Annotated in this window: 21 protein-coding genes and 1 pseudogene; 2 read left to right on the plus strand and 20 right to left on the minus strand. The window is 44.6% G+C overall.

The genetic code is table 11. The features are described 5' to 3' along the window. From UF75_RS04035 to lepB, 11 genes and pseudogenes are all read right to left on the minus strand, one after another. Positions 1 to 102, minus strand: a pseudogene (locus tag UF75_RS04035) (NADH-quinone oxidoreductase subunit K); the annotation flags it as partial. Then, positions 99 to 602 (minus strand): NADH-quinone oxidoreductase subunit J, encoded by a 504-nt coding sequence (locus UF75_RS04040; protein WP_045573321.1) that lies wholly within the window; start codon positions 600 to 602, stop codon positions 99 to 101. The pseudogene UF75_RS04035 and the gene UF75_RS04040, both read right to left, overlap by 4 nt. A 2-nt stretch (positions 603 to 604) precedes the next feature. Next, positions 605 to 1,006, minus strand: a complete 402-nt coding sequence (locus UF75_RS04045) for an NADH-quinone oxidoreductase subunit I (protein ID WP_045573322.1) — start codon at positions 1,004 to 1,006, stop codon at positions 605 to 607. Positions 1,007 to 1,010: 4 nt separating this feature from the next. Continuing rightward, entirely contained in the window at positions 1,011 to 2,057 is a 1,047-nt protein-coding gene (gene nuoH, locus UF75_RS04050) for an NADH-quinone oxidoreductase subunit NuoH (protein WP_045573323.1), read from the minus strand. 24 nt (positions 2,058 to 2,081) lie between these two features. Continuing rightward, on the minus strand, positions 2,082 to 3,185 hold the full coding sequence (locus tag UF75_RS04055; RefSeq protein WP_045573324.1) for an NADH-quinone oxidoreductase subunit D: 1,104 nt from the start codon (positions 3,183 to 3,185) through the stop codon (positions 2,082 to 2,084). Between the two features lie 11 nt (positions 3,186 to 3,196). Continuing rightward, positions 3,197 to 3,688, minus strand: coding sequence for an NADH-quinone oxidoreductase subunit C (locus tag UF75_RS04060; protein ID WP_045573325.1), 492 nt, complete (start codon positions 3,686 to 3,688; stop codon positions 3,197 to 3,199). Continuing rightward, positions 3,678 to 4,199 (minus strand): NADH-quinone oxidoreductase subunit B, encoded by a 522-nt coding sequence (locus tag UF75_RS04065; protein ID WP_034140327.1) that lies wholly within the window; start codon positions 4,197 to 4,199, stop codon positions 3,678 to 3,680. Before UF75_RS04065 ends, UF75_RS04060 begins: the two co-directional genes overlap by 11 nt. Further along, positions 4,190 to 4,549: an NADH-quinone oxidoreductase subunit A gene (gene ndhC / locus UF75_RS04070; protein WP_045573326.1), complete on the minus strand. Its 360-nt coding sequence runs from the start codon at positions 4,547 to 4,549 to the stop codon at positions 4,190 to 4,192. The genes UF75_RS04065 and ndhC overlap by 10 nt, the downstream gene beginning before the upstream one ends. Positions 4,550 to 4,750: 201 nt before the next feature. Continuing rightward, positions 4,751 to 5,533, minus strand: a complete 783-nt coding sequence (locus UF75_RS04075; RefSeq protein ID WP_197079319.1) for a ribonuclease HII — start codon at positions 5,531 to 5,533, stop codon at positions 4,751 to 4,753. A gap of 95 nt (positions 5,534 to 5,628) precedes the next feature. After that, positions 5,629 to 6,459, minus strand: coding sequence for a ribosome biogenesis GTPase YlqF (gene ylqF / locus UF75_RS04080; RefSeq protein WP_045573327.1), 831 nt, complete (start codon positions 6,457 to 6,459; stop codon positions 5,629 to 5,631). Positions 6,460 to 6,509: 50 nt separating this feature from the next. Beyond that, positions 6,510 to 7,022 (minus strand): signal peptidase I, encoded by a 513-nt coding sequence (lepB, locus tag UF75_RS04085; RefSeq protein WP_045573328.1) that lies wholly within the window; start codon positions 7,020 to 7,022, stop codon positions 6,510 to 6,512. A gap of 71 nt (positions 7,023 to 7,093) precedes the next feature. Between lepB and UF75_RS27975 the strand changes: the two genes are divergently transcribed. Further along, on the plus strand, positions 7,094 to 7,309 hold the full coding sequence (locus UF75_RS27975; RefSeq protein ID WP_156146207.1) for a hypothetical protein: 216 nt from the start codon (positions 7,094 to 7,096) through the stop codon (positions 7,307 to 7,309). Between the two features lie 35 nt (positions 7,310 to 7,344). On the opposite strand, the gene rplS is transcribed toward UF75_RS27975, so the two are convergent. The 6 genes from rplS to rpsP form a co-directional block, all read right to left on the minus strand. Next, a complete protein-coding gene (rplS, locus tag UF75_RS04090) occupies positions 7,345 to 7,692 on the minus strand; it encodes a 50S ribosomal protein L19 (protein WP_045573329.1) in 348 nt (115 codons plus the stop codon). 187 nt (positions 7,693 to 7,879) lie between these two features. Continuing rightward, positions 7,880 to 8,437 carry an RNA methyltransferase gene (locus tag UF75_RS04095; protein ID WP_045573330.1) on the minus strand — a complete coding sequence of 186 codons (558 nt, stop codon included), beginning with the start codon at positions 8,435 to 8,437 and terminating at the stop codon, positions 7,880 to 7,882. Between the two features lie 158 nt (positions 8,438 to 8,595). After that, a complete protein-coding gene (trmD, locus tag UF75_RS04100; protein ID WP_045573331.1) occupies positions 8,596 to 9,414 on the minus strand; it encodes a tRNA (guanosine(37)-N1)-methyltransferase TrmD in 819 nt (272 codons plus the stop codon). 7 nt (positions 9,415 to 9,421) lie between these two features. Next, positions 9,422 to 9,922, minus strand: coding sequence for a ribosome maturation factor RimM (gene rimM, locus UF75_RS04105; RefSeq protein WP_045573332.1), 501 nt, complete (start codon positions 9,920 to 9,922; stop codon positions 9,422 to 9,424). Between the two features lie 66 nt (positions 9,923 to 9,988). After that, positions 9,989 to 10,219, minus strand: a complete 231-nt coding sequence (locus UF75_RS04110; RefSeq protein WP_045573333.1) for a KH domain-containing protein — start codon at positions 10,217 to 10,219, stop codon at positions 9,989 to 9,991. A 16-nt stretch (positions 10,220 to 10,235) separates the two neighbouring features. Further along, positions 10,236 to 10,508: a 30S ribosomal protein S16 gene (rpsP, locus tag UF75_RS04115; protein ID WP_045573334.1), complete on the minus strand. Its 273-nt coding sequence runs from the start codon at positions 10,506 to 10,508 to the stop codon at positions 10,236 to 10,238. Positions 10,509 to 10,922: 414 nt separating this feature from the next. Here rpsP and UF75_RS27980 point away from each other — a divergent pair, with 414 nt between their 5' ends. Beyond that, positions 10,923 to 11,240, plus strand: a complete 318-nt coding sequence (locus UF75_RS27980; RefSeq protein ID WP_156146209.1) for a hypothetical protein — start codon at positions 10,923 to 10,925, stop codon at positions 11,238 to 11,240. A 118-nt stretch (positions 11,241 to 11,358) separates the two neighbouring features. On the opposite strand, the gene ffh is transcribed toward UF75_RS27980, so the two are convergent. From ffh to UF75_RS04130, 3 genes are all read right to left on the minus strand, one after another. After that, positions 11,359 to 12,717, minus strand: coding sequence for a signal recognition particle protein (gene ffh, locus UF75_RS04120; RefSeq protein ID WP_045573335.1), 1,359 nt, complete (start codon positions 12,715 to 12,717; stop codon positions 11,359 to 11,361). A 60-nt stretch (positions 12,718 to 12,777) separates the two neighbouring features. Continuing rightward, positions 12,778 to 13,137 carry a putative DNA-binding protein gene (locus tag UF75_RS04125; protein ID WP_045573336.1) on the minus strand — a complete coding sequence of 120 codons (360 nt, stop codon included), beginning with the start codon at positions 13,135 to 13,137 and terminating at the stop codon, positions 12,778 to 12,780. A gap of 132 nt (positions 13,138 to 13,269) precedes the next feature. Then, positions 13,270 to 14,568, minus strand: coding sequence for an amidohydrolase (locus tag UF75_RS04130; protein ID WP_045573337.1), 1,299 nt, complete (start codon positions 14,566 to 14,568; stop codon positions 13,270 to 13,272). Position 14,569 lies beyond the last annotated feature (1 nt).

A 14,569-nucleotide genomic window follows, 5' to 3' on the forward strand; every position in this document is an offset into this window, starting at 1 on the left:
TGCAAAGGCCCCGTAAAGCCCCAGGCAAAAGAGCATCGCTCCCACCAGAAGATAGGTCGATAGTCCAACACTGAAGTTACTGAAATTACTTAAATAATTCATTTGCTCGCCTTCACTCCCTTCGCCAAGATCACCGCTCCGACTAAGGCCATGGTGAGCAAGACTGCGGCGGCTTCGAATGGAATCATAAACTTCGTGAGAAGTAACAGTGAAATATCGGTAGCCGAACCTCCGCCCGTCCACGGTGTCGGCAAAATACGCCAGTCTGTATTCGTGAGGACAACCACGGCAATCGTGAGAAACATCAAGGTCGAGATTAGCGCTCCCCAGCCCCAAACCTTGTTGTCCGGATTGCTGGCACAGATGTCTCCTCGTAAGGTCAACATCACTGCGAAGACCACCATGATGGCGATGCCTCCCGTATAGATCAGTAACTGGACTGCCGCTAAATAGTCGGCATTCAAGAGAACGTATAGCACCGCAACGCCTGAAAAGGAAAGGGCCAGATAGAGCGCGCTATGCATAATATTCTTCGAAGTGACAACACCCCAAGCAGATGCAATCGCCAGGATTGCAAAGATGAAGAAAACTATTGTACCCACGCTTACTCCACCTTCCCTTTTTGCTCAGCCCGTTTAAGCATATCCCAATACATTTCATCGGGTTCATAAATTGCGTTTTCATAGTCTTGGGTTACAGTTAGAGCCTTGGTTGGACAAGCCTCAGTACACATACCACAGAACAGACAGCGTCCCAAGTCCATATGATACGTTTTGAGAACCTTTTTATTGGCTTCGTTCTTTTCACTGGTCAATTTGATGACTGAGTTAGGGCAAGCCATAGCGCACATATTGCAAGAAATACATTTTTCTCGGTCGAGCGCCATAGAACTACGCACCCTGGTCGGTAATTTAGGTTTTTGCTCAGGGTAAAACTCAGTGATATTAGGACCGACCATGCGTTTGAATGTGATGCCTAAACCTTGTAGTAGACCTTTACCAAACACTGTGTCACCCTCCCATCACGAATCGGTAAATGTAAATACCCAGACCCGTTAACAAAATGTTTAAAATTGAAAGCGGTAACAGTACCTTCCACGCTAAGTGCATAAGATGATCAATCCGAATTCTTGGGAAGGTCCACCGAACCCACATCATAAAGAAGATGATCACTCCAACTTTCATAAAGAACCAAACATAACCAGGCAAGATAGCAGGACCTTGCCAGCCTCCTAAAAATACTGTCGCAGCCAGTGCTGATAGAGCGGTCATGTTTCCGTATTCTCCTAGGAAAAATAATCCCCAGCGCAGTCCGGTATACTCTGTAAACGGTCCAGCAACAACCTCCTGATCCGCTTCAACTAAGTCAAACGGCGCACGATTTAGCTCTGCTAAGCCTGCAATAATGAAGATTACAAAAGCCAGCGGTTGAAGAATTACAAAAGGAATGCTTGCTTGAGCCTCGACAATAACTCCTAAATTAAAGGACTGGGTAATCATGACTACTCCAAGCAAAGAAAAGAGCAAAGGAATCTCGTAACTGACCATTTGAGCAACCGCCCGCATACCTCCAAGTAACGAGTATTTATTATTTGAGCCCCATCCAGCCATGACAAAAGCCAGTGTCGAAATAGAGGAAATCGCTACAAAGTAAAAAATACCTAAATCGAGATTAATCGGCGCCATTTTCCTCCCATAGGGTATGACAGCTAAGGTCATCATCGGGAGACAGAAGATAATCATCGGCGCGATTTTAAAAATAAATTTATCGGCGCCTGCTGGAGTAACATCTTCTTTGCCCATAAGTTTTAAGGCATCAGCTATAGTTTGAAACCATCCGCGCGGACCGAGACGATTGGGCCCTGGCCTTTGTGACGTCCAACCTGCTATTTTGCGTTCAAGTAAGATCAAAATCAAAGCAGCTAGGACAACAATGACAACCACGATGATGAAATTGATGACATCCATGGTTAAATTAGCCCAAACTGAGTGGGGATCCGCAAAAAGACTACGGATAGCGTCCGCAATAATCAAAAACAGATTATTTAGAGTCTCCATCTTATTCTCCCCTCATTGGAATTTCTATTTGTCGACTTCTCCCAATACTGCATCTAAAGTCGCAAAGATCGCAACTACGTCTTGGATTTTCCAACCCAGAGCTACGATTGGAAGCATTTGTAAATTAATAAAAGTTGCCGGGCGGATCCGAACCCGTGAAGGCTTAGTCGTACCGTCACTGACGATATAAAAACCAAGTTCTCCTTTTGGGTTCTCAACGCGGTGATAAACTTCACCAGCTGGAGGCTTAATAACCTTAGGTACTTTAGCCATAACTGGTCCTTCTGGAATATCACGTACCGCTTGTTTAATGATCTTGATGCTTTCCACTATCTCGTCCATCCGAATTATCGTACGATCATAGCTGTCGCAACCTGTTCGAACCGGAACTTTAAAGTCAAACCGATCATAGATACTGTAGGGTTCCGCTTTACGCACGTCGTAATTAACACCAGACGCACGCAAGACTGGACCCGTGATCGAAAGATTTTCAGCCATTTCTTTCGACAAAATGCCCACATTCTTTAACCGACCCAGAGCAATTTCATTTCCAAAAAAGATTCCATAATATTCTTCAAGCATCTCAGGAGTGTCATCAAGGAACGATTTTAAAGCTGGCCAAAATTCTTCGGGTGGCTCTGCGCTCATTCCTCCAATTCTCATAATGTTAACGGTCAAGCGGCTTCCTGCTGTCATTTCATACATATCGCAGATCCGTTCGCGGTCTCGGAAAGCATAGGACCAAGCAGACCAACCCGCCATATCCAGAGCTGTACTGGCAATCATAACTTGGTGACTAGCAATCCGGGCGAGTTCTCCAAAGATAACCCGGAGGTATTCTGCACGTTCAGGAATTTCTACACCCATTAATTTTTCGACCGTTTGGACATAGGCCCAGTTGTTGTGCGGCGATGCTAGGTAATCTAACCGATCTGTGTAAGGGATAAACTGTGCATAGGTACGGCTTTCAGCAAGTTTTTCCATTCCACGATGGAGATATCCAATTTTAGGTTCTAGTTTAGTGATCGTTTCCCCCTCTAAATGGACCACCATTCGAAACAAACCGTGCATACTCGGGTGCTGGGGGCCCATGTTTAAAATAAGTTCTTCAGTTTCTTTTATACTCATGGTTTTCCCCCCTATTCCCCTTCTATACGTTGGCGTACGATGTTGCGAACCTCAATAGGTTCGGTCACATAGTCCTTGCGCAACGGATAACCTTCAAAATCATCCCACATATAAATTCGTTTCAGATTGGGATGTCCTTTAAATATAATTCCAAACATATCATAGGCCTCACGCTCTAAATAGTTGGCGCCTTGCCATATACGAGTTACAGAATCCACCACAGGGTTTTCCCGATTCAGCAACGCCTTGACACGCAATTTTTGTGGCCCACGCAAGCTTGACAGTTGATAAACCACTTCAAAATGATCCACTTGGTCTAATCCACAAAGATCGTGGAGAAAATCACATGGCACTTCTGCGAATTGTTTGGCTGCTGTCAGAGTCTCTGTAATATAAGGAGCTTTTACTGTCAAAACAAGCACTCCAAAACTCTCTTCAACTTCACCGTTAACCCGAGATGCCAGCTCTTCCACTTGTCGCTTTAAGAGTTCATTATTTTCCATGTCTCATTAACCTCACCTTAGCGGGATTTGAAACTTTATATTGAAGTTGCAAAAGCCCATATATTAAGGATTCTGGCCTCGGAGGGCAACCTGGGATGTATACGTCGACAGGTAAAATCTTATCAACGCCCGCTAACATGGAGTAGGAATCAACAAAGGGACCCCCTGCATTAGCACAACTACCCATAGCGATCACCCATTTTGGCTCAGGCATTTGGTCATAAATTCGTCTTAGTAGTGGCGCCATTTTGCGAGTACAGGTTCCAGCCACAATCATGACATCAGCTTGACGAGGAGAAGCACGGAAAACCTCATATCCGAAGCGGGAAATATCATAACGTGGTCCACCGGTAGCCATCATTTCAATTGCACAGCAAGCTAAGCCCAATGTGACCGGCCAGAAGGAATGCCCTCTTGCCCAGTTCAAGGCCTTATCAATTGTAGTAACCAAAACATTTTTTTCAATTAACGCTTCCTCTTCACGAAGACGTTTTTCCGAGGCTACATCCACTCAAGTGCACCTTCCTTCCAAGCGTACCAGAAACCAACTAAGAGAATGACAATAAAGATGAACATTTCCACGAAGGCAAATGTCCCAAGTTTTTGGAATGTTAAAGCCCAAGGGTATAATAAAACTGTCTCAACACTAAAAACCGCAAAAACTAAAGCGTACATAAAATAATTGCTCTTAAATCCGAGCCACGTTCTGCCGATGGTTTCATTACCACATTCATAAGTTGTTAATTTCTCTCGGTGTGGTTTGTTAGGCGCAAGTAGTTTAGGCATAATCATCATAATAATGGATACTGCGATTGCCCCCACAAGAAATACACCTACGGCAGCAAAATCATTTTCCGGCATTCACTTAACCTCCCTTCATAACAATTTTCAAAAGTTTGACTCGATTTTGTTAATTTAGATAATATTACTTAATTTTGTTAATTAAATAGCACGATCTAATTTTGTTAATTAGATCGCGTTACTTAATTTTCTTAATTAATATTGTGCCACAACCAGCCAAGATGGTCAATTTGATAGAGTATTCTGTTAGTTTTTTCCTGCTTAGCTAATCGATGTCTCTTGCTTTACCGGAGCAAAACTTTTTCGGTGAAGTGGACATGGCCCATAGCGCTTCAGCGCCAACATGTGATCACTTGTGCCATACCCTTTATTCTTCGAAAACGTATATTCCGGATAAATTGAATGAAGTTGAACCATCAATCGATCTCGAGTCACCTTGGCTAGGATCGATGCTGCAGCTATTGAGGCACTTAAGTGGTCACCTCCTATAAGCGGAAGTTGCGGAAGTTGTACATCTGTGAGGGTTAGCGCATCAATTAGTAAGTAGTGGGGACGAACTGTCAAACCTTCTACGGATCGTTTCATGGCCAATTTAGTCGCTTGCAAAATATTTAAGACGTCAATTTCAGCAGGTTCAGCGCTTCCAATTCCATAATCAATCGCCTGGGTTTGGATTTGAGCAAAGAGTCTTTCTCGTTTACTTTCCGTCAGCATTTTAGAATCATTAAGCCCGGGTAAATTAAACTTAGCAGGTAATATGCAAGCCGCTGCAACAACTGGTCCAGCCAACGGTCCACGGCCCGCTTCATCAATCCCTGCCAGCAATAAAAACCCTTTCTTCCATAGCTTCTTTTCCTCCACAAGTAGTTGTTGAATGCGAGTATTTTCAACAGCTTGTGCTTGCTGACACTTGATAAGACGAATGGCTAGTTGTCGAACACCCTGGCGCGGGTCTTTTTGGCATGCGTTAAGCATGCGAGGTGAAGGGTCTTTATAGAGTGCCTCTTCTACTTCCCTAATATTCATCTGGGATAACGGTTCCACACTTTTCCCTCTTCTCTTCCAAGTATAACATTTCGCCAAAAAAGGTCGATTCCCTCTATTTAGTGTAAAATTATACAGTATTCCGAATTATAAATCTATTCAGAAATGCCATCCATTGTTATGGGACCAAGTTGTCCCATACGAAGTTCACGCAAGAAAATCTGGGCGGCTTTTAGAGTATCAACCCGCCCGCCATGAATCAAGCAGCCTCGTTTTCGTCCCAAACTCTCCAAGGTAACCTCTGAATCAGAAACCTGATAGCGAAGTAAGGCTTTGGGAGAATACAACGTAAGCCAATCAATAATCCATGTTGATAATTCTTCGATATCGAAGATATCATCTTTTATGGCTCCGAGTGCTGCTAACTTTCGTCCAACCTCAGGATCATCAAATTTAGGCCATAACATCCCTGGCGTATCAAGAAGTTCAACCCGTTCATGAATTCTAACCCATTGATTTCCACGAGTCACCCCTGGTTTATTTCCGACTTTTGCTTGGGCTCCACCAGTAAATTGATTAATTAAAGAAGATTTGCCGATGTTAGGAATCCCAACCACCATCACCTTAATCATCTGCTGACGAATTCCTTTTTCAGCTTGCTTTGTTTGCTTAGCTAGGACCATTCGCTCGAGTTCTGGTACAATCTGTTTAACCCCTAACCCTGTGGTTGCACTAACCGCAAAAGCGGGACCTGATTCTCTTAAGTAGGTGAGCCATTTCGCCGTCAAATTTGGATCGGCTAAATCTGCTTTATTTAGCAATAAAAGCCTTGCCTTATTGCCCAGTAGTTTATCCAACATTGGATTGCGACTACTAATTGGAATTCTTGCATCGGCAAGTTCTAATACAACATCAACCCATTTAAGTTGTTCCAGTAAAAGACGTCTTGCCTTTGCCATATGCCCCGGAAACCATTGAATACTCATGAATATCCCTCTTCATCCTTCTAAAAACCTAATTCTTGTATTTACGATGGTTAAATTAACTTAAAGCGCTGAATTGGATAATAGATAAACCAAGCTTTGCCAAGAAGATAATTTTTAGGAAGAAGACCCCATTCTCTAGAATCTTCGCTCTCACGTCGGTTATCTCCTAAAACGAATACTTTCCCCACCGGTACAATTTCCGGACCGTAAGGTGGGTAATCTCCGGGTTTGACGTAAAATTCCTGGATCGGAACGCCATTGACAAAGACTTTATTATCACGAAGTTCAACCTTTTCCCCTTCTACAGCAATCACTCGTTTTACGAAAGTCCGTTTCAAGTCCTTTGGGAAAGCAAACACGACCACATCTCCCCGGGTTGGAGCCCACATACGATAGGAAAGACGATTGACAATAATATGATCTCCCGGAACCATACCGGGTTCCATAGAAGGTGATGGAATAAGATAGGGTTGTAAAACTACCCAACGCAATAACCCACCCGTCAGTAACACTGCGCCAAGCAAAATCAAAACCCATCTTGTTTTTGAATTCTTATGTTCCATTATTTCGCTCCCCTCTTGCACTACCATTAGTATGAACAAGATCCGGAAGAGCATACGTCAGAGAACTATCTATGAAAAATTTAGGTTATGTAGAATTAGAATGCCAGCTCATTACTGAAAAAGCAGTAAAGAAAACTTGGCTAACCGCCCGAAGACACTGTCTTCGCACGTGTAAACCAGCTTGCAGCCTTTGGACGCCGGCGATCACCTCTGTCGCCCTTATGTTCCGGCCACGGATGGCCGAGTATCCCTGTAGCCAAGACTCGAACATGGACGTTCGAGATTAAAAAAAGAGCCAGATTGCTCTAGCCCTTTTATTTCCTTAGATAGTGCGACGATCACGAATCCTTGCAGCCTTACCTGAGAGTGACCGCAGATAGTAAAGCTTAGCTCTGCGAACAACACCTCGACGCGCTACCTCAATTTTATCCAAACGAGGTGAATGTAAAGGGAAAGTTCGTTCTACCCCAACGCCAGCAAAAACACGACGAACTGTAAAGGTTTCTCTGATGCCGCCACCTTTCATTGCGATGACAAGCCCTTCAAAAACCTGGATACGCTCACGAGTACCCTCCACAATACGCACATGTACGCGTACTGTATCTCCTGGCCGGAAGTTAGGAAGATCCTTTTTCATTTGTTCTTCTTCAATCATGCGAATATAATCCATTATAATTCCCCCCTTCCTTGCCTAGATGTTCATACACTGACTTTCAGCGAGCGGACCATCTGTTCAGACCAATTTATTCTATCACAACCTAGTTGGTTATGCAATAAAGTCATTAATCAATCTTCCACCGGAGACTATCGTCACCGAAGTCTCGAGTTTAGCTCCAGCTGAATTGATTTAACTTTAATTAGTGCCCACACAAACGGTCTAAAATGATAGCCACGGCGGAACGAACCGATAAATGATTATACGCTGTCGGTCCATAAATTGGCTCTAGAATTCGGTCCATTGTCTCGACATCTTCTTTGAGTAACCCCCAACCCGTGCCAAACAACAATAAAATCGGGCTTTCCGTCGTCTCTATGTCCGCGCGAAGCCGTGCATAAGTGACAGTATTGGCATATTTTCGAGCATCTGTGGCCACTTTTATCGGTGCTATACCGTGAGTTTCTTCTATCTCGGCATAAACCTCTGCTAAATTATTGGCAATCTTTACCCTTGCAAAGGCCTCTTGGCGATCCGGATTATAATCCGCACCATAACCCTCTTGCCAGAAACCCATAATACGTTTAGCCAACTGGCGCTGTGCTTCAGCTGGATGTACCACATAATAACGTTTTACACCATAAGTAGTTGCGCAGCGTGCAATATCATGAAGATCTAGGTTTGTAATCGAAGTCGCTACTGTTTCCATATTTTTATTATAGACAGGGGCATGAATTAAAGCTAAATAGATATCTGCCATGTTAAGTTCCTCCTAACCGTATTTCTTTAGAATCAGTGCCCCCTTATAATCGACGTTCGATGTTCGATGTTCTAACCACGACTAATGGCGCTTAGCCATCAGATATAGGAAACTTGCTTAGGAAGGAGTCCCACTCCATCCTAAGTTTAGTTAAAGACTTAATCGTGGGTAGCAATCGGCAAAGCCCGCCGCTTTCGTTTTGGTTTCGGGCAAAGATGTACCCATTTCTCTCGCCAAAACGCCATTTCAGGGTGTTCAAGGAGAAGTTCCTCTAATAAAGGATAATCTTCTTCACTAAACGTTATGGCACTCATTAAGTCAGGACGCCGCAAAAATGTACGTCTTAGGGACTCCTTTTTTCGCCACCGTTTAATCATAGCATGATGCCCGGATAACAAAACATCTGGAACCCTCAGACCTTCAAAATCGGCTGGTCGCGTATATTGTGGATATTCTAATAGAACAGAGAAGTGAGAATCCTCCTCTGCAGAAGTACCCTCCCCAAGTACTCCTGGAATAAGCCGTGCTACGGCATCAATCATGACCATTGCCGCTAACTCGCCGCCTGTCAACACGTAGTCCCCTAGGGAAATTTCTTCATCAACTAAAACACGAATACGCTCATCAAATCCTTCATAATGTCCACATATAAAAACAAGTTCCTCTTGGTCTGACCACTGCTTGGCCTTTTCCTGGTGAAAAACCTCCCCCTGTGGAGACATGAGCAGAATCCTCCGTCCTGCACTAGGAGGAGGTAAATCCCGAATTGCTGAGTAAATCGGTTCAGGTTTTAAGAGCATGCCTGCTCCTCCACCATAGGGGACATCATCAACATTTTTATGTTTACTGGTCGCATAATCCCTAAAATTAACGAGCCGTATCTCAATCAAACCGGTCTCTTGTGCGCGCTTCAGAATGCTTTCTTGTAAAGGCGCAAACATTTCAGGAAATAATGTTAAAACAGTTATTTTCAACATCAGTTGTCTAATCCTCCAACAAACCTGGGGGAAGTATGACCTCCATGCGTCGCCCAGGAACATCTACACTCTGAACAACACTTTTAAGAGCTGGGACACATAGTTCCCCTTTGGCCCCTTTAACTAAATACACATCATTCGCTCCAGTTTCCAAGACCTGTGACAAGGTACCTAATAAGGTATCTCCCTCATAGACTTGCATTCCCTCAAGCTCGAAATAGTACCATCCTTCTTTGAGAGGTGGGACTTCTGATCGGTCAATTCGCACTTCCCACCCTCTGTATTTTTCTGCCGTGTCCGCAGACTCTATCCCTGCAACTGTAAGATAGACAAACTCCATCTGCTTACGGGCTGAAATAATCTTTAAGTGTTTAAAGTTCTTTCCGTTGCGCAAAGTAACCTCATGCAGGTTAAGAAACCGATCAGGATCTGTCGTTAACGGGTAAATTTTCAACTCACCGCCATACCCCTGCGGACGTAACACTTCTCCGATCAGCACTTCATCCATTACTCTTTGGCCCCTTTCGTACAGATAGTTTTAAACGTTGAGAAGGGCACTAAGCCCTTCTCAACGTTATTGATCAATGTCCATATGAACTCGGCGTCCATCTTTGACTGCAGCCGCCTTAACCAGCGTACGAATAGCGTTTGCGATCTTCCCTTGTTTCCCGATAACTTTGCCCATGTCCTCCGGTGCGACTTTCAATTGCAAATGCACACTTTTATCGGTCTCAGACTGAACAACGAGAACTTGGTCCGAATGATCCACTAACGCTTTCGCGAGGATTCCTACTAATTCCTTCACAGGAACCACCCCCTACTTACACTTTGTTCTTGGACTCGTGGAATTTGGTTAAGATCCCAGCTTGACTAAGCAAAGACTTAGCTGTATTCGAAGGCTGTGCACCTGTTGACAGCCATTTGATAGCCTTTTCCTCATCGATATTCAATACTACCGGGCTTTTTGTTGGATCATAATATCCAATTTGCTCAATGAAACGTCCATCACGAGGAGCTTTTGCGTCAGCAATAACCATGCGGTAGAACGGATTCTTTTTCGCGCCCATTCGGCATAAACGAATTTTAGTAGCCATGTTTTCACCTCCTCATTTATCGAGGTTCGAAGTTCGAAGTTCGAGGTTCGAATGTCTTACATCCAATATCGTACATCTCACATTTTGCCCCTAGATTAGTTCAACTAAACTTCAAGATGGAGTTTAGCACTCCGTTTAAAGAGTTTTTTATATAAACAACGCTCAATTAAAAGCGTGTGTCCATCAAATCATTGTCGAGGTTCGAAACCTCAGATTCACGCTCTATGCAAGCCAAGAACCGTCCCCTACTTGCATGCAGCCCCTACGTCCCCCCGACCCAAGCCCGGGACGCAGTGTCACACGAGCGCGACGTCTTTACGTAAGCAGATTAGCAAACTTCCGTTCAAGCGACCGAACCCAGATACGGGGCAGTGCACAAGGTCCCTTCTCGCCATCCTGCAAGAAGGTTAATACGTGCGAAGACAGTGTCTTCGGGCTACAGGGACACTCGGCCATCCTTGGCCAGCGGATGTACACTGCCGCCAATGCGCCAAGGTCCCTTCTCGCCGTCCTGCAAGAAGGTTAATACGTGCAAAGACAGTGTCTTCGGGCTACAGGGACACTTGGCCATCCCGGCACCTTGCCATCCATGGCGGTGCTCTAACCTCAAACGTCCTGTTTGAGTCATGGCCGGCGGATGGCGCTTTTGGCACGATAGTCTCCAGTGACGATAGTCTCCAGTGGAGAGTATCGCCGAAGCCGCTATTCTCCAAACGATACCTACCGGCGTAGGCGCATTCTTTAAAATAATACTATCGCCGAAGGATGGACCCCGCGCCCCAGATTAGGAGCTTGAACGGTTAGTTTGCTCTGCGTCGTAAGCACTGAGCGCTGTGTGACACAAGTCCCCCTATACCGTCGGAAACTTAAACCCCGGTAGTTTCTTACCCTTTTTACCTTTTTTGCCCCCGAGCATACCCATTCCGCCCCCTGCGAATTGCTTCATCATCTTTTGCATTTGCTCGAATTGCTTTAAGAGGCGACCTACTTCTTGAACTGAAGTACCACTTCCTTTAGCAATTCGCTTTTTGCGTGAATCTTTAATAACGGCAGGTTTCCTACGCTCTTCTGTGGTCATTGATTTAATAATAGCCTCTATATGGGCAGTATCTTTTTCATCAATTTGTACATCCTTTAATTGTTTTCCGACTCCAGGTATCATTTCTAAAATCGAAGAAAGTGGGCCCATTTTTTTCATTTGCTGCATCTGGTCCAGGAAATCATCGAGGGTAAATTCCTGTTTTCGCAGCTTCTGTTCCATTTCTTTGGCTTTTTTCTCATCAAAAGACTCTTGAGCTTTCTCGATCAGAGTCAGGACATCTCCCATCCCCAAAATTCGGGAGGCCATACGGTCAGGATGGAAAGACTCCAAAGCATCCATCTTTTCCCCAAGGCCAACGAATTTTATGGTGCACCCTGTTACAGCTTTTATCGAAAGAGCCGCTCCTCCACGGGTATCTCCATCCAGTTTTGTAAGAATAACTCCGTCAAGACCTAAATAGCTGTGGAATGATTCCGCGACATTGACTGCATCTTGACCGGTCATCGCATCAACCACTAATAATATCTCATGAGGCTTTACCGTGGCTTTAATATCTCGCAATTCGCCCATCAGTTCCTCATTGATATGTAAACGTCCAGCAGTATCAATAATCACAACATCTTGCCCATTCTGATGAGCATGTTTAATGCTCTCACTGGCAATCTTTGTTGGGGACTCTTGTCCCATGGAAAAAACCGGAACGTTCAACTGGTCACCCAAAACCTGCAATTGTTTAATCGCAGCAGGCCGATAAATATCACAAGCCACAAGCAAGGGATGTTTTCCTTGTTTCTTCAGCATATTAGCTAATTTTGCCGCATGGGTTGTCTTCCCGGCCCCTTGCAAACCTATCAAGAGAATAACCGTTGGCGGCTTCGAGGAGATGAGAATCTTTCCTGTTGCGCCACCCATGAGTTCGATCATCTCTTCATGCACTATCTTAATGACATATTGTGCTGGAGAAAGGGATTCCAGTACTTCCTGCCCAATTGCACGTTCCTTTACCTTTGCCACAAAATCTTTAACAACTTTAAAGTTAACATCCGCTTCTAATAATGCAACACGGACTTCACGCATCGCCTCATTGACATCCGCTTCCTTTAGCTTGCCCTTTCCCTTGAGCCGCTTAAATGTTTCTTGGAGTTTTTCGCTTAGTCCTTGAAACATATCTGTCCCCGCTTTCGTTTTGTTCCACTTCCAAAAGAGTGCTGTGCGCTAGACTCTGATTCAGGTTTCTGCCCAAATCTCTTCGAACATGGTACGTATTTGATTATGTCGCTCCCATGCAGGCAAGTTGGTAAAATCCAGCTTATTTAATCCTAGCAATAAGGCTTGAACTTCCATCAATTTTTCGCGTTCTAACCAAAACCGTTGAACAAGCCTGAGTTTTTCTTCATATTCCGTTAGGATCCGTTCGGTCCGTTTAAGTAAATCGTGAATCGCCTGTCGACTGATATGTTCAACATCAGCAATTTCAGCTAAAGAAAGGTCTTGCTGGTAATGTAGATCCCAAACATTTCGTTGTTTTTCCGTTAACAGTGGACCATAAAAATCAGCCAAGAGAGCCATTTTGGCCAGCTTATCCATCGCAACCCCCTGTAAAGCATTATTACTTTACAACCGAATTTTAGACTAAATCTCATGGTTTGTCAAGTAGGGGCAATTCATAAATTGCTCTTACAATTTATGAATTGCCCCTAGAGATGCAGGAAATAACCCCTACTTCAATTCCGCAGAAATTCGTTTGGCCCGAGTTTCAGCTTCTCGGCAAACGTTTTTAACATCCATAGTTAATAGTTTTCGTTCTTCCATAAGAAATTTTCCATCGACCATCACCGTACGGACATCTCCAGCATGAGCTACATACACTAGATGCGCCGGAATTGAAAACCGAGGATAGAAATGAGGTTGATCCATGTCAATGCTGATCAAATCTGCCTTAAAACCCGGGGCAAGCATCCCTACGTCTTCCAAGCCCAGTGTTTGCGCCCCACCAACGGTCGCCATTTCTAACACTTCATACGCTGGAAATACGGTAGAATCAACTCTTAGTTTTTGCTGAAAGGCAGCGGATCGCATCTCCCCAAAAAGATCGAGATTGTTATTGCTTGAAGCTCCGTCCGTACCTAGCCCTATGACAACTCCTGCTGCTCGCAACTCTGGAATTGGGGCAGTCCCACTGTTCAGTTTCATGTTGCTTTCTGGATTATGCGCAACACAAACGTGCCAGCGAGCTAAAATTTCCTGATCTTCCGGAGTTAAGTGGACACAGTGTGCTGCCACTACGTGTCCTCCGAAAATCCCTAGTCCTTCGAGCCACTGCACAGGGGTTTTCCCATATTGATTTTGTATAATTTCTATCTCATCTCGAGTCTCGGCTACATGAATATGAATACCGACACCCAGTCGATCTGCTTCTGCCTTCACACGTTGGAGGTATTCTCCTGAGCAAGTATAGGGTGCATGGGGACCGAACATCACCTTCACTCGCCCACCACCCGCTCCGTGGTATCGCTTGACTAAATCAAGGCTTTCCTGTAACGCAAGATTCCCATTAGGTCCATTCCCGATCATTCCTCGAGAAAGGACGGCACGTGTACCAGCGTGCAGTACAGCTTCTGCCACTTGATCCATAGAGGCATACATATCCAGCATCGTGGTCGTGCCAGAACGAATCATTTCACAAAGAGCTAAGGCCGTCCCCCAATAAATATCTTCATCTGTTAACTTACCTTCGAAAGGCCAAACCTTCTCGTTGAGCCAAGGCATAAGCGGTAGATCGTCAGCATAGCTCCTGAGTAAGGTCATAGCTGCATGAGTATGGGTGTTAATCAAACCAGGCATCACCACATCATCCGGTAAATCCAAAATACGATCCGGCGCAAATCCCAGTGGTGCTGAACCACGTTCCCCTACTGAGACAATTCTTTCACCATCGATAGCAATTTCCCCTTGGGGATAAAATTGGTCTGGTCCGGCCATAGGCAAAACCATAGCCCGAATTAATAATTTAGACATA

Origin of the sequence: Desulfosporosinus sp. I2, from assembly GCF_000960765.1 — a bacterium.
Classification (GTDB): Bacteria; Bacillota; Desulfitobacteriia; order Desulfitobacteriales; family Desulfitobacteriaceae; genus Desulfosporosinus.

What these genes read in the sequence shown, in the direction of transcription:
- nuoH (WP_045573323.1), bottom strand. Translation starts at nt 2,057, where the DNA reads ATGGAGACTCTAAATAATCTGTTTTTGATTATTGCGGACGCTATCCGT.
- UF75_RS04055 (WP_045573324.1), bottom strand. Translation starts at nt 3,185, where the DNA reads ATGAGTATAAAAGAAACTGAAGAACTTATTTTAAACATGGGCCCCCAG.
- UF75_RS04060 (WP_045573325.1), bottom strand. Translation starts at nt 3,688, where the DNA reads ATGGAAAATAATGAACTCTTAAAGCGACAAGTGGAAGAGCTGGCATCT.
- ndhC (WP_045573326.1), bottom strand. Translation starts at nt 4,549, where the DNA reads ATGCCGGAAAATGATTTTGCTGCCGTAGGTGTATTTCTTGTGGGGGCA.
- ylqF (WP_045573327.1), bottom strand. Translation starts at nt 6,459, where the DNA reads ATGAGTATTCAATGGTTTCCGGGGCATATGGCAAAGGCAAGACGTCTT.
- lepB (WP_045573328.1), bottom strand. Translation starts at nt 7,022, where the DNA reads ATGGAACATAAGAATTCAAAAACAAGATGGGTTTTGATTTTGCTTGGC.
- UF75_RS27975 (WP_156146207.1), top strand. Translation starts at nt 7,094, where the DNA reads ATGAAAAATTTAGGTTATGTAGAATTAGAATGCCAGCTCATTACTGAA.
- rplS (WP_045573329.1), bottom strand. Translation starts at nt 7,692, where the DNA reads ATGGATTATATTCGCATGATTGAAGAAGAACAAATGAAAAAGGATCTT.
- UF75_RS04095 (WP_045573330.1), bottom strand. Translation starts at nt 8,437, where the DNA reads ATGGCAGATATCTATTTAGCTTTAATTCATGCCCCTGTCTATAATAAA.
- trmD (WP_045573331.1), bottom strand. Translation starts at nt 9,414, where the DNA reads ATGTTGAAAATAACTGTTTTAACATTATTTCCTGAAATGTTTGCGCCT.
- rimM (WP_045573332.1), bottom strand. Translation starts at nt 9,922, where the DNA reads ATGGATGAAGTGCTGATCGGAGAAGTGTTACGTCCGCAGGGGTATGGC.
- rpsP (WP_045573334.1), bottom strand. Translation starts at nt 10,508, where the DNA reads ATGGCTACTAAAATTCGTTTATGCCGAATGGGCGCGAAAAAGAATCCG.
- ffh (WP_045573335.1), bottom strand. Translation starts at nt 12,717, where the DNA reads ATGTTTCAAGGACTAAGCGAAAAACTCCAAGAAACATTTAAGCGGCTC.
- UF75_RS04125 (WP_045573336.1), bottom strand. Translation starts at nt 13,137, where the DNA reads ATGGATAAGCTGGCCAAAATGGCTCTCTTGGCTGATTTTTATGGTCCA.
- UF75_RS04130 (WP_045573337.1), bottom strand. Translation starts at nt 14,568, where the DNA reads ATGTCTAAATTATTAATTCGGGCTATGGTTTTGCCTATGGCCGGACCA.